The organism is Vibrio limimangrovi (assembly GCF_054064025.1).
The window spans coordinates 42,600-68,964 of sequence record NZ_JBSUGF010000019.1 but is presented as its reverse complement, the minus strand read 5'-3'; the positions used below and the strand labels follow the sequence as shown (position 1 = coordinate 68,964).

The 26,365-nt window shown below is 46.3% G+C and carries 26 protein-coding genes and 1 tRNA gene; 16 read left to right on the top strand and 11 right to left on the bottom strand.

Going from position 1 to position 26,365, the window contains the following annotated elements; translation table 11 throughout:
- Position 1: 1 nt before the first annotated feature.
- Both ACWYU8_RS20645 and orn read right to left on the bottom strand, forming a co-directional pair.
- Positions 2–74 (bottom strand) — tRNA-Gly (locus ACWYU8_RS20645).
- 156 nt (positions 75–230) lie between these two features.
- Positions 231–776 (bottom strand): oligoribonuclease, encoded by a 546-nt coding sequence (orn, locus tag ACWYU8_RS20640; protein WP_457521620.1) that lies wholly within the window; start codon positions 774–776, stop codon positions 231–233.
- Positions 777–905: 129 nt separating this feature from the next.
- Here orn and rsgA point away from each other — a divergent pair, with 129 nt between their 5' ends.
- The 4 genes from rsgA to ACWYU8_RS20620 all read left to right on the top strand — a co-directional run bounded on the left by rsgA (position 906) and on the right by ACWYU8_RS20620 (position 5,592).
- Positions 906–1,970 (top strand): small ribosomal subunit biogenesis GTPase RsgA, encoded by a 1,065-nt coding sequence (rsgA, locus tag ACWYU8_RS20635; protein WP_457521619.1) that lies wholly within the window; start codon positions 906–908, stop codon positions 1,968–1,970.
- A 116-nt stretch (positions 1,971–2,086) separates the two neighbouring features.
- On the top strand, positions 2,087–2,944 hold the full coding sequence (gene asd / locus ACWYU8_RS20630) for an archaetidylserine decarboxylase (RefSeq protein ID WP_457521618.1): 858 nt from the start codon (positions 2,087–2,089) through the stop codon (positions 2,942–2,944).
- A 178-nt stretch (positions 2,945–3,122) separates the two neighbouring features.
- Positions 3,123–4,538, top strand: coding sequence for an SLC13 family permease (locus ACWYU8_RS20625; RefSeq protein ID WP_444496707.1), 1,416 nt, complete (start codon positions 3,123–3,125; stop codon positions 4,536–4,538).
- A 166-nt stretch (positions 4,539–4,704) separates the two neighbouring features.
- Positions 4,705–5,592, top strand: a complete 888-nt coding sequence (locus tag ACWYU8_RS20620) for a DMT family transporter (protein WP_457521617.1) — start codon at positions 4,705–4,707, stop codon at positions 5,590–5,592.
- A 71-nt stretch (positions 5,593–5,663) separates the two neighbouring features.
- Here ACWYU8_RS20620 and gpmM read toward each other — a convergent pair whose 3' ends face one another.
- Positions 5,664–7,196 carry a 2,3-bisphosphoglycerate-independent phosphoglycerate mutase gene (gene gpmM, locus ACWYU8_RS20615; protein ID WP_457521616.1) on the bottom strand — a complete coding sequence of 511 codons (1,533 nt, stop codon included), beginning with the start codon at positions 7,194–7,196 and terminating at the stop codon, positions 5,664–5,666.
- Between the two features lie 551 nt (positions 7,197–7,747).
- On the opposite strand from gpmM, the gene ACWYU8_RS20610 reads away from it, so the two are divergent.
- The 5 genes from ACWYU8_RS20610 to ACWYU8_RS20590 all read left to right on the top strand — a co-directional run bounded on the left by ACWYU8_RS20610 (position 7,748) and on the right by ACWYU8_RS20590 (position 12,179).
- Positions 7,748–8,182 carry a rhodanese-like domain-containing protein gene (locus ACWYU8_RS20610; protein WP_457521615.1) on the top strand — a complete coding sequence of 145 codons (435 nt, stop codon included), beginning with the start codon at positions 7,748–7,750 and terminating at the stop codon, positions 8,180–8,182.
- 218 nt (positions 8,183–8,400) lie between these two features.
- Positions 8,401–8,865, top strand: a complete 465-nt coding sequence (gene secB, locus ACWYU8_RS20605) for a protein-export chaperone SecB (protein WP_457521614.1) — start codon at positions 8,401–8,403, stop codon at positions 8,863–8,865.
- 204 nt (positions 8,866–9,069) lie between these two features.
- On the top strand, positions 9,070–10,107 hold the full coding sequence (gpsA, locus tag ACWYU8_RS20600) for an NAD(P)H-dependent glycerol-3-phosphate dehydrogenase (protein ID WP_457521613.1): 1,038 nt from the start codon (positions 9,070–9,072) through the stop codon (positions 10,105–10,107).
- Positions 10,108–10,179: 72 nt separating this feature from the next.
- On the top strand, positions 10,180–11,001 hold the full coding sequence (gene cysE, locus ACWYU8_RS20595; protein WP_444496701.1) for a serine O-acetyltransferase: 822 nt from the start codon (positions 10,180–10,182) through the stop codon (positions 10,999–11,001).
- Between the two features lie 29 nt (positions 11,002–11,030).
- On the top strand, positions 11,031–12,179 hold the full coding sequence (locus ACWYU8_RS20590; protein WP_457521612.1) for a murein hydrolase activator EnvC family protein: 1,149 nt from the start codon (positions 11,031–11,033) through the stop codon (positions 12,177–12,179).
- Between the two features lie 67 nt (positions 12,180–12,246).
- Here the strand turns inward: ACWYU8_RS20590 and ACWYU8_RS20585 are convergent, their stop codons facing one another.
- The 4 genes from ACWYU8_RS20585 to epmA all read right to left on the bottom strand — a co-directional run bounded on the left by ACWYU8_RS20585 (position 12,247) and on the right by epmA (position 15,363).
- On the bottom strand, positions 12,247–13,203 hold the full coding sequence (locus ACWYU8_RS20585) for a DHH family phosphoesterase (protein WP_457521611.1): 957 nt from the start codon (positions 13,201–13,203) through the stop codon (positions 12,247–12,249).
- A 147-nt stretch (positions 13,204–13,350) separates the two neighbouring features.
- Positions 13,351–13,986, bottom strand: a complete 636-nt coding sequence (locus ACWYU8_RS20580; RefSeq protein WP_457521610.1) for a TetR/AcrR family transcriptional regulator — start codon at positions 13,984–13,986, stop codon at positions 13,351–13,353.
- Between the two features lie 21 nt (positions 13,987–14,007).
- A complete protein-coding gene (locus tag ACWYU8_RS20575) occupies positions 14,008–14,382 on the bottom strand; it encodes a VanZ family protein (protein WP_457521609.1) in 375 nt (124 codons plus the stop codon).
- 9 nt (positions 14,383–14,391) lie between these two features.
- A complete protein-coding gene (epmA, locus tag ACWYU8_RS20570; protein ID WP_457521608.1) occupies positions 14,392–15,363 on the bottom strand; it encodes an elongation factor P--(R)-beta-lysine ligase in 972 nt (323 codons plus the stop codon).
- Between the two features lie 446 nt (positions 15,364–15,809).
- Here epmA and frdA point away from each other — a divergent pair, with 446 nt between their 5' ends.
- Genes frdA through frdD form a run of 4 tightly spaced genes read left to right on the top strand, consistent with a single transcriptional unit; the run spans position 15,810 to position 19,151 of the window.
- On the top strand, positions 15,810–17,618 hold the full coding sequence (gene frdA / locus ACWYU8_RS20565) for a fumarate reductase (quinol) flavoprotein subunit (protein ID WP_457521607.1): 1,809 nt from the start codon (positions 15,810–15,812) through the stop codon (positions 17,616–17,618).
- Complete coding sequence (locus ACWYU8_RS20560; protein ID WP_457521606.1) at positions 17,618–18,385, top strand: succinate dehydrogenase/fumarate reductase iron-sulfur subunit; 768 nt, start codon at positions 17,618–17,620, stop codon at positions 18,383–18,385. Before frdA ends, ACWYU8_RS20560 begins: the two co-directional genes overlap by 1 nt.
- Positions 18,378–18,761, top strand: a complete 384-nt coding sequence (gene frdC / locus ACWYU8_RS20555) for a fumarate reductase subunit FrdC (RefSeq protein WP_457521605.1) — start codon at positions 18,378–18,380, stop codon at positions 18,759–18,761. The genes ACWYU8_RS20560 and frdC overlap by 8 nt, the downstream gene beginning before the upstream one ends.
- A 12-nt stretch (positions 18,762–18,773) precedes the next feature.
- Complete coding sequence (gene frdD / locus ACWYU8_RS20550; protein ID WP_444496692.1) at positions 18,774–19,151, top strand: fumarate reductase subunit FrdD; 378 nt, start codon at positions 18,774–18,776, stop codon at positions 19,149–19,151.
- Positions 19,152–19,368: 217 nt separating this feature from the next.
- On the opposite strand, the gene efp is transcribed toward frdD, so the two are convergent.
- Entirely contained in the window at positions 19,369–19,935 is a 567-nt protein-coding gene (efp, locus tag ACWYU8_RS20545; protein ID WP_457521604.1) for an elongation factor P, read from the bottom strand.
- 32 nt (positions 19,936–19,967) lie between these two features.
- On the opposite strand from efp, the gene epmB reads away from it, so the two are divergent.
- Both epmB and ACWYU8_RS20535 read left to right on the top strand, forming a co-directional pair.
- Positions 19,968–20,990, top strand: a complete 1,023-nt coding sequence (gene epmB / locus ACWYU8_RS20540; protein WP_457521603.1) for an EF-P beta-lysylation protein EpmB — start codon at positions 19,968–19,970, stop codon at positions 20,988–20,990.
- 95 nt (positions 20,991–21,085) lie between these two features.
- Entirely contained in the window at positions 21,086–21,580 is a 495-nt protein-coding gene (locus tag ACWYU8_RS20535; protein ID WP_457521602.1) for an MgtC/SapB family protein, read from the top strand.
- An 82-nt stretch (positions 21,581–21,662) separates the two neighbouring features.
- Here ACWYU8_RS20535 and ACWYU8_RS20530 read toward each other — a convergent pair whose 3' ends face one another.
- The 3 genes from ACWYU8_RS20530 to ACWYU8_RS20520 all read right to left on the bottom strand — a co-directional run bounded on the left by ACWYU8_RS20530 (position 21,663) and on the right by ACWYU8_RS20520 (position 24,665).
- Positions 21,663–22,226: a VC2662 family protein gene (locus ACWYU8_RS20530; RefSeq protein WP_457521601.1), complete on the bottom strand. Its 564-nt coding sequence runs from the start codon at positions 22,224–22,226 to the stop codon at positions 21,663–21,665.
- A 427-nt stretch (positions 22,227–22,653) separates the two neighbouring features.
- Positions 22,654–24,297 (bottom strand): chaperonin GroEL, encoded by a 1,644-nt coding sequence (gene groL / locus ACWYU8_RS20525; protein ID WP_457521600.1) that lies wholly within the window; start codon positions 24,295–24,297, stop codon positions 22,654–22,656.
- 77 nt (positions 24,298–24,374) lie between these two features.
- Positions 24,375–24,665: a co-chaperone GroES gene (locus tag ACWYU8_RS20520; protein ID WP_457521599.1), complete on the bottom strand. Its 291-nt coding sequence runs from the start codon at positions 24,663–24,665 to the stop codon at positions 24,375–24,377.
- Positions 24,666–24,884: 219 nt separating this feature from the next.
- Between ACWYU8_RS20520 and ACWYU8_RS20515 the strand changes: the two genes are divergently transcribed.
- Complete coding sequence (locus tag ACWYU8_RS20515; RefSeq protein WP_457521598.1) at positions 24,885–26,252, top strand: MATE family efflux transporter; 1,368 nt, start codon at positions 24,885–24,887, stop codon at positions 26,250–26,252.
- The last annotated feature ends 113 nt before the right edge of the window (positions 26,253–26,365 follow it).

The following is a 26,365-nucleotide window of genomic DNA, read 5'->3' as shown; positions in this document are numbered from 1 at the left end:
GAGCGACACACGAGGTTCGAACTCGTGACCTCAACCTTGGCAAGGTTGCGCTCTACCAACTGAGCTAGTGTCGCATTAACAACGTTTCTGCTGTTCAGGGCTGCGAATTATAAGAGCATTTTTTTGTGATGCAAGTCCTTCCTGCAAAAAAACTTTAAATTTTTTCCGAACGATGAAAAAGCAAGCAAAACAAGCATGAATAGCAACGATTTAGATCGCAGCCGTAACAGTTAAATCTTAAAGATTGTCTCGCGATAGTACTTTAGCTCTGCAATAGATTCGCGAATGTCGTCTAAGGCCAAATGTGTACCCTGCTTCGAAAAGCCATCCAACACTTCTGGTTTCCAACGACGAGTGAGTTCTTTAAGTGTGCTTACATCTACATAGCGGTAATGGAAATATTCTTCCAGTTCAGGCATGTGCTTGTACAAGAAACGACGATCCTGACCAATACTGTTGCCACAAATCGGTGACACACCTTTTGGAACCCACTTTTCAAGGAAAGCGATCGTTTGAGTAACCGCCTCTTGCTCAGAGATGTTGCTATTGCGTATACGCTCAACCAATCCACTTGCCGTGTGCGTATTCGTACACCAGTCGTCCATTTTCGCCAACTCTTCTTCTGGTTGATGAATAGCAAGTACAGGCCCTTCAGCCAAAATATTCAGTTCACTATCAGTGACGATAGAGGCTATTTCGATGATTTTGTGCGTTTCAGGATCAAGCCCTGTCATCTCTAAATCAACCCATATTAGGTTTTGATCGCTAAAGGACATGGTTACGCCGCCTATTTGTTTATCGATAAAAGAGGTACTATACCTCAAAACACTTGAAACACGATACTCACTCGCTTGAGCCGAGATCGAGCTCAATCGTTTGAGTTAATTCACATTAAGTACAGAATTGTGGCAAAAAAGAAAAAGTTAACCAAAGGTCAGGTGCGACGCGTACGCAGCAACCAACAAAAACGCTTGCAGAAGCAAGAAGAGTCCATCCAATGGGATGAGAACATGCTTGGCGCAAGCAAACAGGGTTTAGTTATTACTCGTTTTGGGCAGCACGCTGATATCGAAGATTTAGAAACTGGTGAAATTCAACGCTGTAACCTTCGTCGTGGCATTGAATCACTCGTATCCGGTGACCGCGTGCTATGGCGGGAAGGCCTTGAATCTATGGCAGGTATTTCTGGAGTAGTGGAAGCCGTTGAGCCCCGCACTTCGATGCTTACCCGCCCGGACTACTACGATGGACTCAAACCTGTTGCAGCCAATATTGACCAAATGGTGATCGTCTCTTCTGTTTTGCCAGAACTGTCACTGAACATTATTGACCGATATTTAGTCGCCGCTGAGACACTTAACATTGCACCACTGCTCGTTCTCAACAAAGTCGATCTGCTCGAAGCCGATGACCGTGCGACGTACGAAGAGTGGCTAAAAGAATATGAGCGAATTGGCTATAACGTGCTGTTTGTGAGTAAAAAATCTGGCGAAGGCATTGATGAGTTGGAAGCTCAGCTTCGCGACCGTATCAACATCTTTGTCGGTCAATCGGGTGTAGGTAAATCCAGCCTTGTGAACGCATTGATGCCAGAACTTGAACAAGAAGTGGAAGAAGGTGAAATTTCTGGAACGTCAGGTTTAGGCCAACACACTACAACCGCAGCACGTCTCTATCACATACCAACCGGAGGAGATTTGATCGACTCTCCAGGGGTTCGTGAATTTGGCCTGTGGCACTTAGAAGCGGAAGAAGTCACCAAAGCGTTCATCGAATTCCGCCCTTACCTTGGCGGTTGTAAATTCCGAGACTGTAAACACAATGATGATCCAGGCTGCATTTTGCGAGAAGCCGTAGAAAAAGGCGAAGTCAGTGAAACTCGTTTTGAGAACTACCACCGTATTCTCGAGAGCATGGGTGAGAATAAGGCCAATCGCCAATATTCGCGAAATAAGAAAGCGGACCTGTAACCGGATTGTTGCGGCATCTGTGTAATAATTCTTCACCGAATACTGACAAGCACATCAAAGTTCAGTAACATCACGCGCCCTAAAGCGCGAATCTAACAGAAGTATCGGAATTAAAGATGGACAAGATTAAAGTTGGACTGCAGTACTGGATCCCGCAGCATGGCCTAACCCGCCTGATGGGCAAACTGGCTTCTGCACAAGCTGGCAGTCTAACCACAGCAGTTATTCGCTGGTTTATCAAGCAGTACAATGTGAACATGGACGAGGCGAAGCACTCCGACCCTAAGCACTTTAAAACGTTCAACGAGTTTTTTGTTCGTGAGCTAAAAGAAGGTGCACGTCCGATTACTGAAGGCGAAGCCGTGATCACTCACCCGGCAGATGCGTGTGTCAGCCAGTTTGGTCCGATTGAAGATGGTCAATTGATTCAGGCAAAAGGCCACAACTTCTCGGCACAAGAACTGCTTGGCGGCGATGCAAAGCTGGCAAACGAATTTCAGGATGGCTCATTTGCCACGCTATACCTGTCTCCTCGTGACTACCACCGCGTACACATGCCATGTGATGGCACACTGCGTCAGATGATTTACGTTCCGGGTGATCTGTTTTCAGTAAACCCACTCACCGCAGAAAACGTGCCGAACCTGTTTGCACGTAACGAACGTGTAGTATGTATCTTTGATACAGAGTTTGGTCCAATGGCTCAAGTACTTGTCGGTGCAACGATTGTAGGTAGTATCGAGCAAGTATGGGCAGGTACGATCACGCCACCACGCGGTAGCTCTGTTTACAAATGGGACTACCCTGCAGAAGGCAACAAAGCGGTTATTCTGAAAAAAGGCGAAGAGATGGGCCGCTTCAAGCTTGGTTCGACGGTTATCAACCTTTTCGCGAAAGATGCAATCACATTCGATGAAAGCATGGATAACGGCAAAACAACCGTGATGGGCACACCTTACGCTCATAAGCAGTAGCTTTGCCGAATAATCAATGATTTCAATAGCCTCCATTTATGGAGGCTTTTTTATTGATGAACAACAAAACTCTGTTCGAAATTTAGCCTTAGTTTTTTAAACTCCTACATGCCTCTAAATACTTAAAAGCACAATCAATTATTCTGTGCTGTGGAGCGATTATTTAGAGGGGCTTCCAATGCCAAAGATGAGTGCTGGCACGCTGGTTAAATTGCTGGTGTGTTTTTTGATTCCAATCGGTGTGTTAATGATGCCGATCGATGCCATTCCAATTGATGACCTTACGTTAATTCAACATCGTTTGCTGGCTATTTTTCTTCTTGCAGCACTGCTTTGGGTACTGGAACCTGTCCCGGTTTTCGCCACCTCGATTCTGATCATCGCTCTTGAGCTAATCATGATCTCCGATAAAGGATTACATCTCTTTCGTACCCCGCCATCCGGTCACGACCTCGGTGACCTGATCGCTTACACCGATATTTTCTCCGCTTTCTCGTCACCAATCATCATTCTCTTTATGGGGGGTTTTGCATTAGCAATTGCGGCTTCTAAATACGAGCTCGACAACAACTTAGCTCGCGTATTGCTTAAACCATTTGGCTCGCAACCTAAGTTCATCATGCTCGGCCTCATGCTGATCACGGCCGTGTTCTCCATGTTTATGTCCAATACCGCAACGACGGTAATGATGCTGGCTTTGCTTGGTCCGATCGTCGCTTCGGCTCCAAAAGGAGATTTAGGCATCAAAGCTCTGGTTCTGTGTATTCCTATCGCGGCCAACACTGGTGGTATCGCAACACCTATCGGTACGCCACCCAACGCCATCGCTTTGCAGTATCTGACCGGAGAGAACACCATCGACTTCTTGAGCTGGATGATGATGGGTCTGCCGTTTGTATTAATACAACTGACGATCGCCTGGTTCTTACTTCAGAAGCTCTTTCCTTCCAGCGAGGCGGAGATGAAACTCAAACTGGATGGGACATTTAAAAGGAGTTGGCGCGCGTATGTGGTCTACGTAACGTTCGCGATGACGATTCTACTGTGGATGACGACCACGGCGCACGGTATGAATACCTATGTCGTAGCTATTATCCCGCTGGCCATTTTCACCTTAACGGGCATCATGGGTAAGGAAGAGTTGAAACTGATCAACTGGGACGTACTGTGGCTGGTAGCTGGTGGTATAGCGATTGGTATCGCTCTGGATAAAACCGGCTTAGCTGAAGCACTTGCTCACGCCATTGATTATGAAGCGCTCTCACCATTTGCCGTCGTAGTCGCCCTCTCGTTAGTCTGCTGGCTGATGGCAAACTTTATGTCCAACACAGCAACCGCTAACTTATTAATGCCGATCGCTGCCGCCATTGGCGTGTCTATGCCAAGCCTCGCGTCGGTTGGGGGTCTGCAGGGACTACTGGTCGTTGTGGCATTCTCCGCTTCACTCGGCATGATTTTACCCGTTTCTACTCCACCAAACTCACTGGCTTACTCGACAGGTTTAATCGAAAGCAAAGACATGGCGAAAGTCGGTCTTATCCTCGGTCTGGTCGGCTTATTTATTGTCTATGGTGCAGTTATCATCCTGTTTTAGCCAGCAGGTCTGGCTACCTTATACTGCCGGCAAAGCCAATCTTGTTTTTCAAGAAGAAGCAGCTTATAACGCTGCTTTTTCTTTGCCTCTAACTTGCTCTTTTACATCGATAAAATTTCATGCATATTAGGGCCTTTCTCCCGATTCAACAGGACCTCACTCAATCATGGGTTATGAATGGCTTGCACTGTGTGCCGCTTTTTTGTGGGCGATCTCTAGCCTAATTTCCGTCATTCCTGCACAGCACCTTGGCGCGTTCTCTTATAGCCGTTGGCGTATGGGGTGTACGGCAGTGATCCTCACCACCATGGCGTGGCTCACTGGCGGCTGGTTCACTGTTTCTATAGAGCATATCACCCCTATGATGGCGTCTGGCTTAATTGGCATCTTCATTGGCGATACGGCATTATTCGCTTGTATGAATCGAATGGGTCCAAGGCAAGCTGGCTTGCTGTTCTCATGCCACGCCGTGTTCTCAACCATCTTAGGCTACTTCCTGTTTAGTGAAAGCATGACCACAACCGAACTACTGGGTTCAGCTCTGGTCTTTGGCGGCGTCGTGATGGCTATTTTCTTTGGTCGACGAGGGCAAACCAACAACGTTTTAGAAGAGATCAAAGGTAATATATGGCTAGGAATAGGATTAGGACTTACTGCTGCGATGTGTCAGGCACTCGGCGGCATCATTGCTAAACCAGTAATGCAAACCAGTGTTGATCCTGTCGCGGCCTCAGCCATCCGGATGATCAGCGCTTTTGTCGCGCACTGCTTATTGCTTGTTGTCGGAGTAAAAGTCGCCAGACCCACACAACATATTACTTGGCGAGTTTTTGGAATTACCGCATTGAACGGCTTCCTCGCCATGGCGGTGGGAATGACACTGATTCTTTATGCGCTTCGTGAAGGGAACGTCGGTATGGTCGCGCTACTGTCCTCAACCACACCTATCATGTTGCTACCACTGCTTTGGATTTACACCAAACGTCGACCAAACCGCTTTGCGTGGTTAGGTGCAGCACTTGCAGTTATCGGAGCGGGCATCCTGGTTCAGTAAGGTCAACAAATTATTGTGATATAAAAAAACCCGAGATTACTCGGGTTTTTATCATTCAGCATTTCAGTTAATTACTTAACCAGAATGTCACCTGACATTTCGGCAGGAATTTCCAGACCAGCAAGAGAAAGCATAGTTGGAGCAAGATCAGACAGTTTACCGCCTTCTTTAAACTCAACCGCTTTGTCACCTACGTAGATTAGAGGTACTGGTAGGTTTGTGTGAGCCGTGTGAGTACCGCCAGTTTCTGGGTCAACCATCATTTCTGCGTTACCGTGGTCTGCCGTGATCAGTAGCTGGCCACCCACTTCTTTGATTGCTTCAACCACTTTGCCCACGCTTTCATCTAGCGCTTCGATCGCTTTCTCAGCTGCTTCGTAAACGCCAGTGTGACCAACCATATCTGCATTCGGGTAGTTACAGATGATAGTGTCGTACTTACCAGACTTAATTGCTGCAACCAGTTTTTCAGTCAGCTCAGGAGAGCTCATTTCTGGTTGTAAGTCGTAAGTTGCTACTTTTGGAGAAGCAACAAGTTGACGCTCTTCGCCTTCAAACTCACTCTCAACACCACCGTTGAAGAAGAAAGTAACGTGCGCGTATTTCTCTGTTTCAGAGATACGTAGCTGAGTTTGACCTTTTTTAGATAACCACTCACCGTACGTGTTTGCTAAAGACGCAGGTGGGAACGCAATTGCCAGTGGGATATCTGCAGCGTATTGAGTCAACATTACGAAGTTAAGTGCCGGGAATGCAGCACGCTCGAAGCCAGCAAAATCAGGAACGAATGCACGTGTGATTTGACGTGCGCGGTCAGCACGGTAGTTCATGAAGATCACGGCATCGCCATCTTGCATGATTGCGTCTTCTTGACCTTCAGTTTTGATTGCAGTCGCTTTTACGAACTCGTCGTTCTCTTCACGAGCGTAAGCCGCTTCCAAACCTGCAACTGCCGTTTCTGCAGTGAACTCAGCTTTCGCTTGAGTAAGAAGATCGTAAGCAACCTGAACACGTTCCCAGTTGTTGTCACGGTCCATTGCGTAGTAACGACCTACTAGAGATGCGATACGCCCTTTACCTAGTTTCGCAAATAGATCCTGGAATCGTTGCAGAGAGTTTTCTGCGCTGCGTGGCGGCGTGTCACGGCCGTCCAGGAAGCAGTGTAGGTAGATTTTCTCAGCGCCACGAGCTGCAGCCATTTCAACCGCTGCGTAGATGTGGTCTTCATGCGAGTGCACGCCACCTGGAGACATCAGCCCCATGATGTGTACTGCTTTGTCTGCTTTGACTGCAGCATCAATAGCTTCAACAATAGCAGGCGTTTCCACAAACTCACCGTCAGCGATAGACTTAGTGATACGAGTTAGATCTTGGTAAACAACGCGACCTGCGCCAATGTTAGTGTGACCAACTTCTGAGTTACCCATTTGACCATCAGGAAGGCCAACATCCATACCTGATGCTGAGATTAGAGTGTTTGGGTTGTTCGCAATCAGTGCATCCATTACTGGAGTATTTGCATTCGCAATTGCGTTACTTGCTGTGTCTTCACGGTAACCGTAACCGTCAAGGATAACTAGAGCCAATGGCTTCTTAGCTGACATAGTGATGACCTCATCAAATTTAGTAACTTTTGGCGTAGGGCTTCACTGCCCCATCTAACCTTGAAACAAAACTAGCGTAATTTTACTACACTTTTTAACCAAAACTGTAGGTTAAGATCAAATAATGTTTGCGATTTATTGTTGCTATCTTACAAATTGACAAGCAACGAAGCTTTGTCAGCAAACCTGTTCAACAAGCATAGTCACTCCCAATACGCTTTGTACACCCGGTCAACGTTTGATTTTTACGTCATGTTTGGGCTGTCGGGTCATTCTGGCCTATTGAAATTTGAGATATTTGATTGCAGTAAAAGATTAACGCACATGACGTATTGTTCTCTTTTTAATACGAAACAGAAGTCACTTAAACCAATAGCTACAATAGGAATACTTGATGAACAAATCCGCAGCAACCAGTCAGACAATTCAGGGGTCTGGAGTTTGTAGAGATCTCAATTATTCGTTAGAAAATTTTAACCCTCTCGCCTAAGAGGCCTAACCTCGCTATACTCCTGATTTATTTTTCCGCCAACAGCGCAAGAGCTCAAGACATGCAAGAGTACATTCAATTTTTCCAACAAAACATGATTCTATCTTTGGTTTGGGTAGGTCTTCTTATCGCATTTATCCTGAATATCGTGAAGTCAGCGACGGCAGCATACAAAGAAGTCAACGTAAACCAACTGACTCACCTTATGAACCGCGAAAACGGTGTTGTGGTTGATATCCGCACACAAGATGAATACAAAAAAGGTCATATCACCGACTCACTTCACATTTTACCGTCAGATATCAAAGCGGGTAACTTCGGTAGCCTTGAAAACCACAAATCAGACCCAATCATCTTAGTATGCAAGACGGGCCAAACCGCTCAGGAGAGCGCAAACCTACTAGCAAAAGCAGGCTTTACAAATGTAAGTCTACTTAAGAACGGTTTGATTGCATGGAACGAAGCGAACCTGCCTTTAGTACGCGGTAAAAAGTAGTACAAGGTAAGAATTAAGGGACGCTTTCATCGCAGTTCAGAGCCTCGTGGATAAAAAACTGAGCAAATTGAAAGCAGTTGAAGTCTTAAGTTGTGACGCTTTGCACGTAATACACGCTTCATCTAGTCAAGGTAAACTTGCTCAGTTAGTCTCAGGACAAACCAGTTTTCTGGGTTTAGACGTTCTAAACCCAACAAATGTTTATTAAGGATTTAAAAATGGCTGAAGCTACACCACAAGAAGCACAACAAAACTTCGCAATTCAACGCATCTTCCTAAAAGACGTTTCTTTCGAAGCGCCTAACTCTCCAGTAATGTTCCAAAAAGAGTGGAACCCAGACGTTAAACTTGACTTAGACACTCAAAGTCGTGAGCTAGGTGAAGGCGTTTACGAAGTGGTTCTGCGTCTGACAGTTACGGTTAAAAACGAAGAAGAGACAGCGTTCCTATGTGAAGTCCAGCAAGGTGGTATCTTCACGGCTGAGCAAATGGAAGCAGGTCAACTGGCTCACTGCCTGGGTGCATTCTGCCCTAACATCCTATTCCCATACGCTCGTGAAACGATCTCAAGCCTAGTGGTTAAAGGTACGTTCCCTCAACTGAACCTAGCACCAGTTAACTTCGACGCGCTATTCATGAACTACCTGCAGCAACAAGCTCAACAAAGCGAAGCGCAAGCGTAATTCACGTTTTGTCAGTGGCGTGCGACTTCAGTGCGTCACAACCCTAAGAAAATGCACAAAGCGTCCAGCAAGCGATGCAATGTGCATTTTTTATTTCTGATAAGTTACTAAGGTCAACAAACCCTAGTTCCTAGCCTCTATAGAGCGTAAAATCTGGTGATAATGAACTAGATTCTACTAGAAGAATAACGATTAGGCGGTAGCATGACACAAGCAAATACCAACAATGCTTACGGTAAAGACATCGCAATGACTGTGATTGGTGCGGGTTCTTACGGTACCTCGCTGGCAATTTCTCTTGCGCGTAACGGTGCAAACGTCATCCTTTGGGGCCATGATCCAAAGCACATGGCTCGCCTCGAAGCAGATCGTGCTAACCATGAATTCTTGCCTGGCATCGATTTCCCAGAAAGCTTGATTGTTGAATCGGATCTAGAGAAAGCCGTTCAGGCATGCCGTGACTTGTTAGTTGTGGTTCCGAGCCATGTATTTGGCATCGTACTGAAAAGCTGTAAACCTTTCTTGCGTAAAGATACTCGCATCTGTTGGGCAACGAAAGGTCTTGAGCCAGAAACAGGCCGTCTGCTCAAAGATGTCGCCTTTGACATCATCGGTGAAAACTACTCGCTGGCGGTATTGTCTGGCCCAACTTTCGCGAAAGAACTTGCTATGGGTCTGCCAACCGCGATTTCCGTCGCTTCGCCAGATGCAGAATTTGTCGCAGACCTGCAAGAAAAAATCCACTGCAGCAAAACTTTCCGCGTGTATGCAAACAATGACTTCATTGGCATGCAGCTTGGCGGCGCAGTGAAAAATGTCATAGCGATTGGCGCGGGTATGTCGGACGGCATCGGATTTGGCGCAAATGCGCGTACTGCTCTTATCACTCGTGGTCTGGCGGAAATGAGCCGTTTAGGTGCCGCGCTTGGTGCAAAACCAGAAACCTTTATGGGTATGGCTGGTTTAGGTGATCTTGTACTAACTTGTACCGATAACCAATCGCGTAACCGCCGTTTTGGTCTGGCTTTGGGCCAAGGTAAAGACGTCGATACCGCACAGGAAGAAATTGGCCAGGTTGTTGAGGGTTACCGCAACACCAAAGAAGTTTGGATGCTATCTCAGCGCATGGGCGTTGAAATGCCAATTGTTGACCAAATTTATCAAGTACTGTATCAAGGAAAAGATGCGCGCCTGGCAGCGCAAGACTTACTTGCCCGTGACAAAAAATCGGAAGGTAAATAGCCCCCTAACACCTCATCTGAGAAGAATATAAGTTGTCGGGTCACGGAAGAAGAACCACTCAGGATATTGAGAATGAAACACTGCGAAAAACAGAAAGTCTGGAATAAAATTATCTCGGAAGCACGTGAGATGTCAGAGCAAGAGCCAATGCTGGCCAGCTTTTACCATGCGACAATCATCAAGCATGAGAGTTTATGTGCCGCTCTGAGTTATATTCTGGCTAACAAATTAGACACAGCCTCCATGCCGGCCATGGCGGTGAGAGAAGTCATTGAAGAAGCCTTTGCTGCAGACCCAAGCATCACCGACTATGCTGCGTGTGATATCTGTGCCACGGTCAACCGCGATCCAGCGGTTTCTATGTATTCAATGCCACTTTTGTATTTAAAAGGCTATCATGCGTTGCAGGGTTATCGCGTAGCTAACTGGCTGTGGTCTCAAGGCCGTCATGCACTGGCGACCTACCTGCAAAATCAGATCTCTGTCGCGTGTCAGGTGGACATTCACCCAGCAGCGCGTATCGGCAGTGGTATCATGCTTGACCATGCTACTGGTATCGTCATCGGTGAAACTGCCGTAGTGGAGAACGATGTGTCGATTCTTCAGGACGTGACTTTAGGTGGTACAGGTAAAGAAAGCGGAGACCGACATCCGAAAATACGCGAAGGTGTGATGATTGGTGCAGGTGCCAAAATTCTTGGTAATATCGAAGTCGGTGAAGGCGCCAAAATTGGTTCTTGCTCCGTGGTATTACAAGCGGTTCCGCCACATACAACCGTGGCAGGTGTTCCAGCAAAAATCGTAGGCCGTCCAAAAACGGACAAGCCGTCTCTCGATATGGACCAAGGTTTTAATGGCAAATCTCAAAGCTTTATCCATGGAGATGGGATTTAATCACTCTCTAATTCTCAGACAACAATAATGTGGTAGGTAACTCTCAAGTGCGAAAACAAAATCACCCGGTACTCTGCTCGGCTATTTTATTAACTTGTGCTTTATCTGCCACGTTTCCCCTCACCTCTTCAGCAGCCAGTCAGCAAGAACTGAAAGGTGTATCCAGCGAAATTAATCGCCAGAAGAAAGTACTCACCTCACAAGAAAAACAACTTAACGAACTGCAAAAGTCGTTGAAAGACCAAGAGCTGGGCATCTCCACATTAGAGCGCGAGATAAAGCAGACCAAAGACGAGCTAGCCCAAGCCGATAATAACATCGGCAAGCTGGAAGAAAAGATTGCTCTGCAAGAAGGACAGCGCCAGGCACAGGAGCAGGAACTCAAACAACTTTTGCAAACCTATTACGTCACCGAGCGTGCCAAAGCAAATGGCCATTTGCTCAATCAAGGCGTGGAAGAAGACCGCATCAGTCAATACTTCCAGCACTTGGCCAAAGCACGTTCAGAAGTGATTGATGCGATCACCAAAACCACACAAGAACTGGAACACAATAAAAACCAACTTGAGCTGGAAAAAGCGCAAATTGAAACCTTGCTCAAACAGCAGTCAGAAAAACGGACTTCACTAGCAAGCACCCAATCGCAACGTAAGCAAACACTAAGCAAAATCCAGAGCAGCATTACCAACGACAAACGTTATCTGGCAGAGTTGCAGCGCAATGAAACCCGCTTAAAAGCAGAAATCGCTAAAGCAGCAAAACGTAACGCAGTCCCGATGGACGGTTTAGCAAAACAGCGTGGCAAATTACCGTGGCCAATAAACGGCAATGTTCTGCACAACTTTGGGACTCGTCAAACGGGTCAGGTAAACTGGAAAGGCATGGTGTTATCCGCTAATTATGGTCAGCAAGTTAAAGCGGTGTATCCCGGCACGGTTGTCTTTGCTGAATACCTGCGTGGTTATGGCTTGGTAGTATTACTCGACCACGGTAAAGGCGATATGACCCTTTACGGATACAATCAGGCACTGACCAAAAAAGAAGGCGATAGAGTCACCGCTGGTGAAGTGATTGCCCTTGCCGGCGACACCGGAGGTCAGGACAGAGCCTCCCTCTACTTCGAAATCCGTCGCAACAGTGAAGCCCAAAACCCGAAATCTTGGTTAAAAAGCCTATAATTCACCATTCATCGAGAACTAAAAAAGGAGCCATGGCTCCTTTTTATATAAGAATTGAGAGTAATCATTACGCGTAATACGTTTCGACCGCATCAATAAACGCGCTCACCTCATCTTTGCTTAATGCATTAATCCCTGCAGCAGCCTCGCGACCACCACCTGTCGGGAATTGCTCACAAACTGCAACCGCACCCTGTTTGTTGTTCAGCGGCGCGCGCAGAGAAACCGTATAAGTACCGTCAGCATTCTCGGTTAATACAGCATGGGCAGAATCTGGATTCTGATTCGCCAACCAGTTGCCATAAACACCGCTAATACGACGTGAGGCAGCATTATCAGGCAGCTCAAACAATTTCAGCTTGTCACTTTCGTGAACGGCAGGAACTGACTGCGCGGCATCCATATCTTGCTGATATGCCGCTTGTAGCTGATAGAATGGCGAAGCTGTATCTGCAATCACATCAAATGGCGAAGTGTAACTCTTCAGAGCTTGATACAAGTCCGCTGGATGAAAGTGTAAATCGTCAACTTTTGAGCCATAACCGTTGTAGTTGATCAACGTACCCAGCTCTTTGAGTTGTGCTTTCTGCTCCACCGAAAAACCAGCAAGGTCAGCCAGTTCGTCCGCTTTAGCGATAAGATTGTCACCATACGCTGCCGTTATCGCCCAAGCATGGAAACGCCCCTGCAAAAGTTTATCGACGATCAAAGCGGTACACATGTTGGCGTCTAAATCGATGTGCGCATCTAAATTGCCATGCTGCGGAATGTCACCTGCTTTATGGTGATCAGCATAAAAAACATGCGCGCCCTGAGCCAACGCTTGCTCCAGACCTGCCATGTTCTTTTCCATGGAGATATCTAACACTGTCAGTTCATCACCCGCTTGGGCTTCCACGGTTTCCACCAGCTTGATATCGCGTTTTACGCCCGTAACTAATTTGGCTTCCAGGGGATCAGCCAGGCGCAATTGCAATAGAGCGATGATGCCATCTGCATCACCATTAAAAATGTCGTAATTCATTGAAAGATAATTCCTTTATCGAGAAATCTCGCCCAGACATCACTTGGGAGTTTTCACCTATTGTGCGCAGCACGTGCCACAAGTCAACTCAAAGTACGACTCGAAAATGAGAGAGTTACTCGAAATTAAGCGTAATATGCAGCGCAATTAACCCTGCATTGCACTTACACCATCTTCCAATAGTAATAACTGTTCTAGACCTTGCTCCGTTGCGACTGGTTTTACAACATTAATCATCTGTAACATGCCTTGTCGCACCATTTGCTCGGTAATATTCGTCTTCGATACCATCGCAGATTGATAAGACAGCCAACTACAGGCGATCAAATGCAGCGTGCATACCAGTGACTTCAACGCTGGCTGGTCAACGTCCAGCAGTTTGAGAGCAACGAATTCCTGCATAATCGTAATCAGATTAGCTTGCAGTTTATCCTGTACCTCAATGTACTGCTCGTGGAGTTGTTCATCACGTGACAAAATTTCTGGTAAATTTGCGTAGAAAAAACGGTACTTCCACATCAGCGTAAAGGTCGAATCTAGGTAGCTCTTCAGCATAGTCAGACTCTCTTGAGAGCCTTTAAGAGGGGTAAATCTTTCTAAAAGTTCTGCTGAATAAAGCGCAAAGATTTCGCGGACGATTTCCTGCTTATTGCGAAAGTGGTAATAAAGATTACCTGGACTGATTTCGATGTGATCGGCAATGTGATTGGTGGTGATGTTTCGCTCACCATGTTGGTTAAACAACTCCAGTGCCGCGTAGACTATTTTGTCGCGCGTTTTCATTATTATCGTATTCCCTTTTCGTTAACGAATCGAGTATAGCGACTTCACCAACCCAGGTCGATAGAGGCTCCAAATACGGTAACTTAGCAGACCAGTCAGAATCCCGGAGGCATTAGCCGCAAGATCGAACCATGAGGTTTCTCTGCCGACATAACCTTGTAGCAATTCAATCACCGCGCTAAATAATAGAATACCAATCGCCACCATCCAACGTCGGCGCCAATGACTAACACAGCAACAGGCGACAAACGCAAAGCTAGTGTATGCCATTAAATGCTGTAGCTTATCGAGGTAAGCAAAGTGACCCCACTTTTGCAGCTCTCCTGAGCTGAGCGATAAATACGCAATCACGACAGCGCAACCGCAAATAATCAAACGTCCTACCGTTCGGTTCATTGAATATCCTTATGCAATAGGGAACGGGAATGCGGTCACCTGATCAATATGATCACAATCTAATGCCAACATGATGAGTCGGTCAACGCCTAACGCTACACCAGCACAGTCCGGCAACCCAGCCTCTAGTGCCGCAATAAGATGATAGTCAATCGGCTGAGGCTTTAATCCCATATCCAGACGTTTGGCGTTGTCCCGCTCAAAACGTGCCAATTGCTCCTTTGGATTATCCAATTCGTGAAAGCCATTGGCGAGTTCAATCCCTTTGAAGTACACCTCAAATCGGTCAGCGACACGGCTATCTTGAGGGTTTATTTTTGCTAATGCCGCTTGCGATGCAGGAAAGTCATAAACAAACGCAGGCGCATCCTGACCAATCTTACTTTCGACACCAATACTAAACAGTAGTTGCAGTAAAGTATCGCGGTCATCTTCCGGATCAGCAATATCACTCAACCCCAGCTTTCCGGCGACGACTTTAAGCTCTGACATCGAGGCTTCAAGTGGGCACACGCCAAGCACATCAATAAAGGCCTGTTGATAAGTCATGCGATGAGCCGCACCAGACTTTAACACTCGTTGCAGAAGGTCATCCATCTCATCCATTAACTGGTGATGGTTAAACCCCACTCGATACCATTCCAGCATGGTGAATTCTGGGTTGTGATAACGACCGTTTTCTTCATTGCGGAACGCTTTATTGATCTGGTAAATACAGCCACTGCCTGCAGCCAATAAACGCTTCATATGGAACTCGGGGCTGGTCATAAAGAACAGTTTACTGCCGTCAGCATAACCGGGGCCAACAAACTCAGTTTGAAAGGTATGTAAGTGAATGTCTGTTACGGTCGCGTGACTCATGGCAGGTGTATCTACTTCCATCACCTGACGTTCAGCAAAAAACTGACGAATAGAGGCGATTAGCGTCGCGCGCTGACGCAATTGTTCAATAGATGCAGTCGGTTGCCAGTTGTTTTGCATAACAAGTCTCTCTGAGCTCATAGATGGCGAATTAAACCGTCATTCTACATGCTTTTTCTTTTTGACGAGAAAGGATTTTCTCCAACGCTAGCAATCGGATTGCTCGCCAAAACACGAAACATTGAAGCCAACATTTTTCGTACTACAGAACAAAAACAACATTCAACATAAAACCTGTTAGCAACGGCAACCACACCAAGCAACAGTCCGTTAACATTCATCAAATCGCAGATTCCACTCTCGAAGTTCTCGCCGTGATAGTTATCACATAACCTAGAAATTTTATGCTCTTAAGTGCATTACCGAAGAAAAAACCTAAATACATCAATATTTATCCCATATCGCTCCACTACACTAACTTAACTACTCTTGGAGCGCTCTTTTTAAGAGCCCCTCATAATCACTATAACAAGCGGATTTCCGCAATCACTCACTGGAGGATAACTGTGAAAACGATCACCACAGATATCGCAGTCATCGGCGCTGGCGGCGCTGGTCTTCGTACGGCTATAGCAGCAGCAGAGGCAAACCCTGATTTAGAAGTTGCTTTGATTTCTAAAGTTTACCCGATGCGCTCACATACGGTCGCAGCGGAGGGTGGCTCAGCAGCAGTTGTCAAGGAAGAAGATAGCTTAGACAACCACTTCAACGATACCGTTGGCGGTGGAGACTGGTTATGTGAACAGGACGTCGTTGAATACTTTGTAGAAAACGCAACCCGCGAAATGATCCAAATGGAGCAATGGGGTTGTCCATGGAGCCGTAAAGAGAACGGAGAAGTCAACGTTCGCCGTTTTGGCGGTATGAAAGTTGAGCGTACTTGGTTTGCCGCAGACAAAACTGGCTTCCACATGCTTCATACTCTTTTCCAGACATCAATGAAGTACAGTAACATCAAACGTTTTGATGAGTACTTTGTGCTGGATCTGCTTGTTGATGACGGTGAAGTGCAAGGCCTGATCGCGATTCACATGTCTGAAGGCGAACTGGTTACCATCAAAGCGAAATCTGTGGTACTTGCTACAGGCGGCGCGGGACGTGTTTACCACTGTAACACCAACGGCGGTATCGTAACGGGCGATGGTATGGCAATGGCTTACCGTCACGGCGTTCCTCTACGTGATATGGAATTCGTACAATACCACCCAACAGGTCTTCCTGGTACGGGGATCCTAATGACGGAAGGTTGTCGTGGTGAAGGCGGTATTATCGTGAACAAAGACGGTTACCGCTACCTGCAAGATTACGGTATGGGCCCAGAGACTCCAGTGGGTCAACCGAAAAACAAATACATGGAACTGGGTCCACGTGACAAAGTTTCTCAAGCTTTCTGGCATGAACAGCAGAAAGGCAACACCATCAAACATCCTCTTGGTGATGTGGTACACCTTGACCTTCGCCACTTGGGTGAAGAATACCTGCAAGAGCGTCTACCATTCATCTGTGAGCTGGCAAAAGCTTACGTGAACGTTGACCCAGCAAAAGAGCCAATTCCAATCCGTCCTACAGTGCACTACACCATGGGTGGTATCGAAACAAACGGCGGTTGTGAGACTCGCATTAAAGGTCTGTTTGCAGTTGGTGAATGTGCGTCTGTTGGCCTGCATGGTGCGAACCGTCTTGGCTCTAACTCTCTGGCGGAGTTCGTGGTATTTGGCAGAGTTGCGGGTGAAAACGCAGTGAAACGTGCAGCAGAATTCAAAGGCTGGAACGACGACGCTATTGCGGCTCAGGTGAAGGCCGTGGAAGAGAGTATTGCCAACCTGATGAATCAAGAAGGCGATGAAAACTGGTCAGATATCCGTACTGAAATGGGTCACACTATGGAAGCGGGTTGTGGTATCTACCGTCAAGAAGACCTGATGCAAGAAACCATCAACAAGATCACTGAACTGAAAGAGCGCTACAAGCGCATCAGCATCAAAGACAAAGGCAAAGTATTCAACACTGACCTTCTCTACGCGATCGAAGTCGGCTACGGCCTTGAGGTTGCAGAAGCTATGGTTCACTCAGCGATTCTACGTAAAGAATCTCGCGGTGCTCACCAACGTTTGGATGAAGGCTGCACAGAACGTGATGACGAGAACTTCCTGAAACATTCTCTTGCTTTCTACAAGCCAGATTCAGCGCCAAGTATCGATTACAGCAATGTAACTATCACTAAGTCTCAGCCTAAAGCGCGTCTATACGGTGAAGCTGCAGAAAAAGCAGCAGCAGCAGAAGAAGCAGCGAAGAACGCAGAGGAGCAAGCATAATGTCAGCAAACCGCATCCAAAAAGTAGACATTCTGCGTTATGACCCAGAAAAAGACGCAGAACCGCACTTACAAACCTTCGAAGTGCCATTCGATGAAACCATGTCGGTACTAGACGCGATTGGCTACATCAAAGATAACTTAGACAAAGACTTATCTTACCGTTGGTCTTGTCGTATGGCGATCTGTGGCTCTTGCGGCATCATGGTCAATGGTGTGCCTAAGCTAGCGTGTAAGAGCTTCTTACGTGACTACAAAAATGGTCTGAAAATTGAGCCATTAGCCAACTTCCCTATCGAGAAAGACTTGATCGTCGATATGACACCGTTCATCGAGCGTCTGGAAGCGATCAAACCTTACATCATAGGGAACGACCGTAAACCTGAAGACGGCACCAACTTGCAAACGCCAGAGCAAATGGCGAAATACAAGCAGTTTGCAGGCTGTATCAACTGTGGCCTTTGCTACGCAGCATGTCCACAATTCGGCCTAAACCCAGAGTTCATCGGCCCTGCGGCACTAACACTGGCGCACCGTTACAACTTAGATAGCCGTGACAACGGTAAAGCAGAGCGTATGAAGCTGATTAACGGCGACAATGGCGCTTGGGGTTGTACGTTTGTCGGTTACTGTTCTGAGGTTTGTCCAAAGAGCGTTGATCCTGCGGCAGCAGTAAACCAAGGCAAAGTAGAGTCTTCTATGGACTTCGTAATTGCGATGCTGAAACCAGATGGTTCAGTCAAAACAGTGGAGGCAAAGGATGAGTAACCGTAAACCTTACGTTCGTGAAATAAAACGCACTTGGTGGAAGAGCCATCCTTTCTACCGCTTCTACATGTTACGTGAAGCGACGGTACTGCCACTCATCCTGTTCACTATCTTCCTGACTTTTGGTCTGGGTTCTTTAGTGAAAGGTCCTGAAGCCTGGCAAGGCTGGTTAGAGTTCATGGCAAACCCAATCGTAGTGGCGATCAACATCGTTGCCCTACTCGGTAGCCTATTCCACGCACAAACTTTCTTCAGCATGATGCCTCAAGTGATGCCAATTCGCCTGAAAGGCAAAACGGTAGATAAGAAGATTGTCGTTTTGACTCAGTGGGCAGCAGTAGCGTTCATCTCACTGATTGTTCTCATCGTGGTGTAAGGAGCTTGAACAATGAAACCGAATTATAGTGTAAACACAGCACCTAGACGTTCTGATGAGCCAATCTGGTGGGGTCTATTTGGTGCAGGTGGTACTTGGTTTGCGATGATCACACCAATCACAGTGCTTGTGCTGGGTATTCTCGTTCCACTGGGCGTGATTGATGCAGACGCAATGAGCTACGAGCGAGTATCTGAATTCGCTACCAGCATCATTGGTGCACTCTTCATCATCGGCACACTAGCGCTACCAATGTGGCATGCGATGCACCGTGTTCATCACGGTATGCATGACCTTAAGTTCCACACTGGTGTGGTAGGTAAAATCGCTTGTTACGCATTCGCAGGCCTAATCAGTGCGCTATCAGTTATCTTTATCTTCATGATCTAAGAAGCTGTTATCAAATAAAAAAGCTGGCGCTATGCCAGCTTTTTTTGTTTTTGGTCACCCATGATCTTTTTGCTTTTCAAGCTTTTGACCACCCATGATCCTTTTACTTCCAGAGCTGTAATCTCCATTATTCCTATCACTGTCCCAACCAACAAATTGAGAAATCACAGGTAATAAAAAAGGCCGCCGAAGCGACCTTTCTCAGAGAGGCAGAGAATTACTTCACACGACCTACGTATTCAGAGCTACGAGTATCGACTTTGATAACTTCGCCGATAGAAATGAATAGAGGTACACGAACTACTGCGCCAGTAGAAAGCGTAGCTGGTTTACCACCAGTACCTTGTGTGTCACCTTTTAGGCCCGGATCTGTATCAACCACTTCTAGTTCAACGAAGTTTGGTGGAGTAACAGAGATTGGGTTACCATTCCAAAGTGTGATCATACAAGTGTTGTTTTCTACCAACCATTTAGCGTTCTCACCAACCGCTTTTGCATCTGCCGCGATCTGCTCAAACGTTTCATTATTCATAAAGTGGTAGAATTCGCCGTCTGAATATAGATAATCTAGGTCGATATCCATTACGTCTGCCACTTCACAAGTGTCACCAGACTTGAATGTTTTCTCTAGCACTTTACCAGAAAGAAGTTTACGAATTTTAACGCGGTTGAACGCCTGGCCTTTACCTGGTTTAACGTATTCGTTTTCCAGAATTACACAAGGCTCGTTATCAAGCATTAACTTAAGACCGCCTTTAAATTCATTGGTGCTAACTGTAGCCATTTTTTCCTCTTACATTCTTAGAGCTAAATTCAATGCCGCACATAATAACCCGAAAAGTCGATTCTGTTGAGCAAAACTGGCTCAAACAATTGGCGAATGGGATCTCTGATCCTGCAAAATTGCTCGAATCACTAGAAATTGATCCGTCGCCGTGGCAAGACGGGTTTGCTGCGCGCAAGCTGTTTGCACAGCGTGTACCGCAAAGTTTTGTCGAAAGGATGGAAAAAGGCAATCCTAAAGACCCTCTTTTACGCCAGGTTTTACCTTTAAGTGAAGAATTTGACGTTCATGCTGGCTACTCCAATGACCCACTGGAAGAACAAGACAACGACATTCCCGGCTTACTGCACAAATATCGCAATCGCGCCCTGATGATAGTGAAAGGTGGTTGTGCGGTGAATTGTCGGTACTGTTTCCGCCGTCATTTTCCATATCAGGACAACAAAAGTGGTAAGCAAGCATGGATGCAAAGCCTGGAGTACATGGCTCAACAACCAGAACTTAATGAAGTGATATTCTCCGGTGGCGACCCGCTAATGGCGAAAGATGACGAACTTCATTGGCTGATAGACCACATTGCTCAGATCCCACATATCAAACGTCTGCGTATTCATAGCCGCTTACCTGTAGTGATCCCTTCTCGTATCACGGTTGAGTTATGTCAAATGCTCAGAGCTTCTCGCTTGCAGGTTATTCTGGTGACACATATTAACCATGCAAACGAGATTAATGACGAACTCGCCACTCAACTATTCAAGCTCAAACAAGCCGGCGTTACACTGCTCAATCAGAGCGTTCTGCTCAAAGATGTCAACGACTCGGTAGACGCACAGGTCGCGTTAAGTGAAGCCTTGTTTGATGCGGGCATTTTACCTTACTACTTGCATGTATTAGACAAAGTTCAGGGCGCTGCGCACTACTATGTCTCGGATGAAAAAGCCAAGGAAATAATGCGCGGAGTCATCACACGTGTATCGGGTTATTTGGTTCCAAAACTTACGCGTGAGATTGGCGGAAGACCAAGCAAAACGCCGTTGGATCTGCATTTAGAGTGAACACCAAGGCTAAATTTAATTTATCGTAAAGAGCGTTTCTTTTTGTTCGCGTTGAAGGGTAAGTCTGTGCATACTCCGCTCCTTTGGAGGTCAAGATGCATACAACATTCGAACAAATTTTCGATCTTGGCCCATTCAGTTGGCCTGCCCTACTTTGCTGTGCCATCAATGGGTTAATGATTGGCATAGAGCGTCAAACCCGTGGCAAACCGGTTGGCATTCGCACTGCAATTCTCATTATTTCAGGCACCTACCTGTTTATGTCGATGGCAGTATCCTTATCACCTAACACGCTTGATCAGGCTCGCGTTCTAGGGCAAATCATCACAGGTGTGGGTTTCCTTGGCGCTGGAGTGATGATGACGCTAGACGGCAAAATACATGGAGTGACGTCAGCAGCCGTGATTTGGGTATTAGCAGGATTGGGGCTGATGATAGGTCTTGGGTACTTATCACAATCAGTAGTTATCACCCTACTGGCCTTGACGGTATTGCTGGGGGTGGATAAAGCGGAGAGCCACATCACGGCGCTGCGTCGTGGCGTGCACCAACGAATACAGCGAAGAAAATCGTCTCGCTTAATCAAATAAGCTAAAACATGAGATATAAAAAGACCCCGACAACAGTTCGGGGTCTTTTTTTTGTTTGGGGTCTTCTTGCTATAACTTCAAATTATTTCGCGAAGTTAATCAGTGGGAAACACTTCAAGAAACCGTTATCCGCACAGTTCAGCAGACCGATTTGAATACCGTCGATTTGGTCAGTCATGTTGAAGAAGCCTAGCTGGAAGTTAGACTTTTTAGAGATACTGGCCAGACCAACATCCGCCATTGTGTAGCCTTCAGAATAGTTCACAGCACTCCAGTTCAGGCCTTTTACGTTGTTAGTAATGTTCACTGCACCTAGGTTTAGACCGGTAGTTTGACCACGGTTCCAGTTTACCAAACCAAGCGAAGCACCTTTCATTTCTTGGTTTACTTTAGCCGCACCAAAGAAAAGACCGAAGTTGATACCTGTCGTACGATCGGTTTCTGACATACCAAGTAGTGAAAAATCAATCCCTTTTACTTCGTTAACCTGACCATGAAGAACAGCAAGGCGAACACCACCAACTTCAGAGCGAGATGGTGCATTAATATGATCGATAGTAGAGAACATCACAGGAGTACTGTCAGCAAGAGCAACAGGTGATGCTACAGAGGCAACCACTGCCAAAGACGTCAAAAGCTTTTTCATTCTAATCTCCGTTATATTAAGCAATATTTACAACATAGCGCATATACCAGCATTTTGTACTAGCTGTAGTAAAAAATGTTAGTCACACGTCATATTTAACAAGTTGACTATAATAGAAAAAGTGCTCATCGGCTACGTATGCGAAAACTCTCTGCCATTTCTTGTACCAGCCCCACAACATTAATTCAGCCCAAGCTTAAATATCACCGTTAAATGCACTATATGGCTACAATTTCTAAGCTTAAAACACTTTTCTGCGTCAATGTTCTAAAGCCAAAACAACAAGTGAACGGGCCATTACAGATCAATGGAAAAGACTTATTCAAATGCCGAATACAAAAAAGCCGAGGTAAAACCTCGGCTTTCTATTGGATTGGTCAGTTATCTTTACGCTATAAGGTGTTACAACGACAAGATAAGCGGTGAATTACATCATGCCACCCATACCGCCCATACCACCCATGCCGCCCATATCTGGCATGCCTGAATCTCTTTGTGGTAGGTCAGTAACCATTGCTTCAGTTGTGATCATCAGACCTGCAACTGATGCTGCAAATTGTAGAGCGCTACGAGTTACTTTAGTTGGATCCAGGATACCCATCTCTAGCATGTCGCCGTACTCACCAGTTGCCGCGTTGTAACCGTAGCTACCTTCACCCGCTTTCACGTTGTTCGCTACTACAGACTCTTCGTCACCTGCGTTTTTCGTGATTTGACGGATAGGAGCTTCCATTGCACGTAGTGCAACGCGGATACCCACGTTTTGCTCTTCGTTGTCACCTTCCAGTTCAGCAATCATAGATGCCGCACGGATCAGAGCAACACCACCACCTGCAACTACGCCTTCTTCAACGGCTGCACGAGTTGCATGAAGTGCGTCTTCTACTCGGTCTTTCTTCTCTTTCATTTCAACTTCAGTTGCTGCACCAACTTTGATAACTGCAACACCGCCAGCTAGCTTAGCGACACGCTCTTGCAGTTTTTCTTTGTCGTAGTCTGAAGTTGATTCTTCGATTTGCTGACGAATCTGAGAAACACGGCCCTTGATCATATCTTCTTCACCGATACCATCGATGATAGTCGTGTTTTCTTTAGTGATCGCAACGCGCTTAGCTTGACCAAGGTCTTCTAGCATTACTTTCTCAAGCTCTAGACCAACTTCTTCAGAGATCACAGTACCGCCAGTCAGAACAGCGATATCTTGTAGCATTGCTTTACGACGGTCACCAAAGCCAGGAGCTTTCACTGCTGCCACTTTAACGATGCCACGCATGTTGTTCACAACTAGCGTTGCCAGAGCTTCACCTTCTACGTCTTCTGCAATGATTAGCAGTGGACGAGATGCTTTAGCAACCGCTTCTAGTGCAGGTAGAAGTTCACGAATGTTTGAGATCTTCTTATCAACCAGAAGGATGAATGGGTTTTCCAGGTCAACAGAACCTGCTTCTTGGTTGTTGATGAAGTAAGGAGACAGGTAACCACGGTCGAACTGCATACCTTCTACTACGTCTAGCTCGTCTTGTAGCGCCTGACCTTCTTCAACAGTGATAACACCGTCGCGGCCAACACGTTCCATTGCTTCAGCAATGATGTTACCTACGCTTACGTCAGAGTTCGCAGAGATAGTACCTACCTGTGCAATCGCTTTAGTGTCATTACACTCTACAGACAGTTCTTTTAGCTTCTCAACTGCTACTGCAACCGCTTTATCGATACCGCGCTTAAGATCCATTGGGTTCATACCCGCAGCGACCGCTTTCAGACCTTCGTTTACAATGGCTTGCGCAAGTACAGTTGCTGTTGTTGTACCGTCACCCGCAGCATCATTCGCTTTAGATGCTACTTCTTTAACCATTTGAGCGCCCATGTTCTGGAATTTGTCTTCCAGTTCAATTTCACGCGCGACAGATACACCATCTTTAGTGATTGTTGGTGCACCAAAAGATTTATCCAGAACTACGTTACGGCCTTTAGGACCTAGTGTTACTTTTACTGCGTCAGCCAGAACGTTTACACCTTCCAGCATTTTAACTCGTGCGTCATTACCAAATTTAACGTCTTTAGCAGCCATCTTTGATTTCCTTTCTACAATTCTTTGTGTTCGACTTCGTTTTTGAATCTGAGCAAAAAATTACTCAATGATTGCTATTATTCAACGATTGCCAGGATGTCATTTTCAGACATCACAAGCACTTCTTTACCGTCGATTTTTTCAGTTTTAGTGCCGTAACCTTCAGCGAAGATAACGGTATCACCAACTTTAACGTCCAGCGGTAGCACTGTGCCGTTTTCTAGAATGCGGCCTTTGCCCACAGCTAGAACAACACCGCGAGTTGATTTTTCCGCAGCAGAACCAGTCAGAACGATTCCACCAGCTGACTTAGATTCAACTTCTTTACGTTCAACGATAACTCGGTCGTGTAATGGACGAATGTTCATTGGTCGTCTCTCCTGAAAATTTCCATGTTTATTTGATAATTGCCCGTCATGAGGCACGTGATAACTATATAAGGGGTCATTTAAACAATCCCAAGGGGTGGGCATGAATTTTTTGTGACTTATTTAAAAGAACGCAACGGTTTGCGTGAGAAATGCGCACTCGCTCACCTTCCTGCTTTCTTGTATCCTTGCAGTTTATCCACCAGATAGACGTCAAACATGCTGGAAAAGAATAAGCCGGAGCAGCCATCAACAGATAAACATGGTTTGTTGAGCGCACCGATTCCCGAAACTCTGCGAAAAATGACCGTCCATATGACCGTAGGTATGATCGCAATTTTGATGTTTAACCTGGTCGATACGTTCTTTATTTCTCTGCTCGGCACGCATGCTTTAGCGGCAATCAGCTACACCTTTCCTGTCACTTTTTCGGTTAACTGCATTACGATGGGAATCGGCATGGGTCTTTCTACCAATATTGGGCGTTTACTCGGGCAAGGCCATGCATCACAAGCTGCGCGTTTTACCACGCATGGTTTGCTGTTAGCCGTTCTCTTAGTGGCCGTCGCATCATCGATCGGTTTTATGACTATCCGCCCATTGTTCAGTTTTCTGGGTGCAACTGATGATCTTTTGCCGCTCATCGAGCAATACATGCAGGTGTGGTATCTCACCATTCCACTACTGGTGATCCCAATGGCCGGAAACAGTGCAATACGCGCAACCGGTGATACCAAGACGCCAGCAAAAATCATGATGCTTGCAGGTTTGATCAACGGCGTGTTAGACCCATTGCTGATCTTCGGGTTAGGTCCCTTCCCTGAGCTCGGTATCCAAGGCGCAGCCATCGCGAGTGCATTCAGTTGGCTAGGCGCTTTGTTCGGCTCATTTTATTTATTGGTAAAAAGGGAACAATTACTCGCTCAACCTCAATGGCAATTCCTTAAACGAGATTGGCAGCAAACCCTAAGAATTGGCACTCCGGCTGCGCTATCGAATGCAATGAATCCGCTTTCGGGCGCTATTTTGATGATGTTGTTGTCAAGCCACGGAACGACTGCGGTTGCCGCTTATGGAGCAGCACAAAGAATTGAATCCATACTGATTCTGGTACTGATGTCCCTGACTTCTGCTCTGACGCCGTTTATGGCGCAAAATTTGGGCGCGAATAATCCACAGCGAGCGTTTACCGGATTATTCCTTAGCATGCGCTTTGCGGTTGTGTTTCAAGGTCTGATTTTTCTGGCTATGGTGCCACTTAGTATCCCGCTTGCCGCACTGTTTTCTCAGGAAGACTCAGTAAAGAACCTGCTCTGGCATTACCTTCTGGTCGTACCGTTTAGCTACGGTTTCCAGGGTATCGTGATGATCCTCATCAGTGGCTTGAATGCCATGCATAAACCATTGCGTGCCTTCCAATGGAGCTTTATGCGCTTGTTCGTCTTCACGCTACCAGCCGCCTGGATTGGCAGCCATCTATATGCTGTTGAAGGGTTGTTTATTGGTATTGCGGTAGGAAATACGCTAGGTGGATTGCTCGGCTATATGTATGCGTTACGTGAGCGAAAGTTAGTGCTGATAGAATAAAGCCAGAGGTTTTAGGAAAAAGTTTGGGGGCTACTGAATACTGAATACTGAATACTGAATACTGAATACTGAATACTGAAAAGAATAACTCCCGTAATCTGTAAGCGAAGCGC

Excerpts from the sequence above, each read along its gene's own strand:
- frdD (WP_444496692.1), top strand. The coding sequence starts at position 18,774 with ATGAAACCGAATTATAGTGTAAACACAGCACCTAGACGTTCTGATGAG.
- asd (WP_457521618.1), top strand. The coding sequence starts at position 2,087 with ATGGACAAGATTAAAGTTGGACTGCAGTACTGGATCCCGCAGCATGGC.
- secB (WP_457521614.1), top strand. The coding sequence starts at position 8,401 with ATGGCTGAAGCTACACCACAAGAAGCACAACAAAACTTCGCAATTCAA.
- gpsA (WP_457521613.1), top strand. The coding sequence starts at position 9,070 with ATGACACAAGCAAATACCAACAATGCTTACGGTAAAGACATCGCAATG.
- orn (WP_457521620.1), bottom strand. The coding sequence starts at position 776 with ATGTCCTTTAGCGATCAAAACCTAATATGGGTTGATTTAGAGATGACA.
- ACWYU8_RS20585 (WP_457521611.1), bottom strand. The coding sequence starts at position 13,203 with ATGAATTACGACATTTTTAATGGTGATGCAGATGGCATCATCGCTCTA.
- ACWYU8_RS20575 (WP_457521609.1), bottom strand. The coding sequence starts at position 14,382 with ATGAACCGAACGGTAGGACGTTTGATTATTTGCGGTTGCGCTGTCGTG.
- ACWYU8_RS20515 (WP_457521598.1), top strand. The coding sequence starts at position 24,885 with ATGCTGGAAAAGAATAAGCCGGAGCAGCCATCAACAGATAAACATGGT.
- epmB (WP_457521603.1), top strand. The coding sequence starts at position 19,968 with ATGCCGCACATAATAACCCGAAAAGTCGATTCTGTTGAGCAAAACTGG.
- frdC (WP_457521605.1), top strand. The coding sequence starts at position 18,378 with ATGAGTAACCGTAAACCTTACGTTCGTGAAATAAAACGCACTTGGTGG.
- ACWYU8_RS20620 (WP_457521617.1), top strand. The coding sequence starts at position 4,705 with ATGGGTTATGAATGGCTTGCACTGTGTGCCGCTTTTTTGTGGGCGATC.
- ACWYU8_RS20610 (WP_457521615.1), top strand. The coding sequence starts at position 7,748 with ATGCAAGAGTACATTCAATTTTTCCAACAAAACATGATTCTATCTTTG.
- ACWYU8_RS20560 (WP_457521606.1), top strand. The coding sequence starts at position 17,618 with ATGTCAGCAAACCGCATCCAAAAAGTAGACATTCTGCGTTATGACCCA.
- ACWYU8_RS20535 (WP_457521602.1), top strand. The coding sequence starts at position 21,086 with ATGCATACAACATTCGAACAAATTTTCGATCTTGGCCCATTCAGTTGG.
- ACWYU8_RS20580 (WP_457521610.1), bottom strand. The coding sequence starts at position 13,986 with ATGAAAACGCGCGACAAAATAGTCTACGCGGCACTGGAGTTGTTTAAC.
- ACWYU8_RS20530 (WP_457521601.1), bottom strand. The coding sequence starts at position 22,226 with ATGAAAAAGCTTTTGACGTCTTTGGCAGTGGTTGCCTCTGTAGCATCA.
- gpmM (WP_457521616.1), bottom strand. The coding sequence starts at position 7,196 with ATGTCAGCTAAGAAGCCATTGGCTCTAGTTATCCTTGACGGTTACGGT.
- ACWYU8_RS20625 (WP_444496707.1), top strand. The coding sequence starts at position 3,123 with ATGCCAAAGATGAGTGCTGGCACGCTGGTTAAATTGCTGGTGTGTTTT.
- cysE (WP_444496701.1), top strand. The coding sequence starts at position 10,180 with ATGAAACACTGCGAAAAACAGAAAGTCTGGAATAAAATTATCTCGGAA.
- groL (WP_457521600.1), bottom strand. The coding sequence starts at position 24,297 with ATGGCTGCTAAAGACGTTAAATTTGGTAATGACGCACGAGTTAAAATG.
- ACWYU8_RS20520 (WP_457521599.1), bottom strand. The coding sequence starts at position 24,665 with ATGAACATTCGTCCATTACACGACCGAGTTATCGTTGAACGTAAAGAA.
- efp (WP_457521604.1), bottom strand. The coding sequence starts at position 19,935 with ATGGCTACAGTTAGCACCAATGAATTTAAAGGCGGTCTTAAGTTAATG.
- epmA (WP_457521608.1), bottom strand. The coding sequence starts at position 15,363 with ATGCAAAACAACTGGCAACCGACTGCATCTATTGAACAATTGCGTCAG.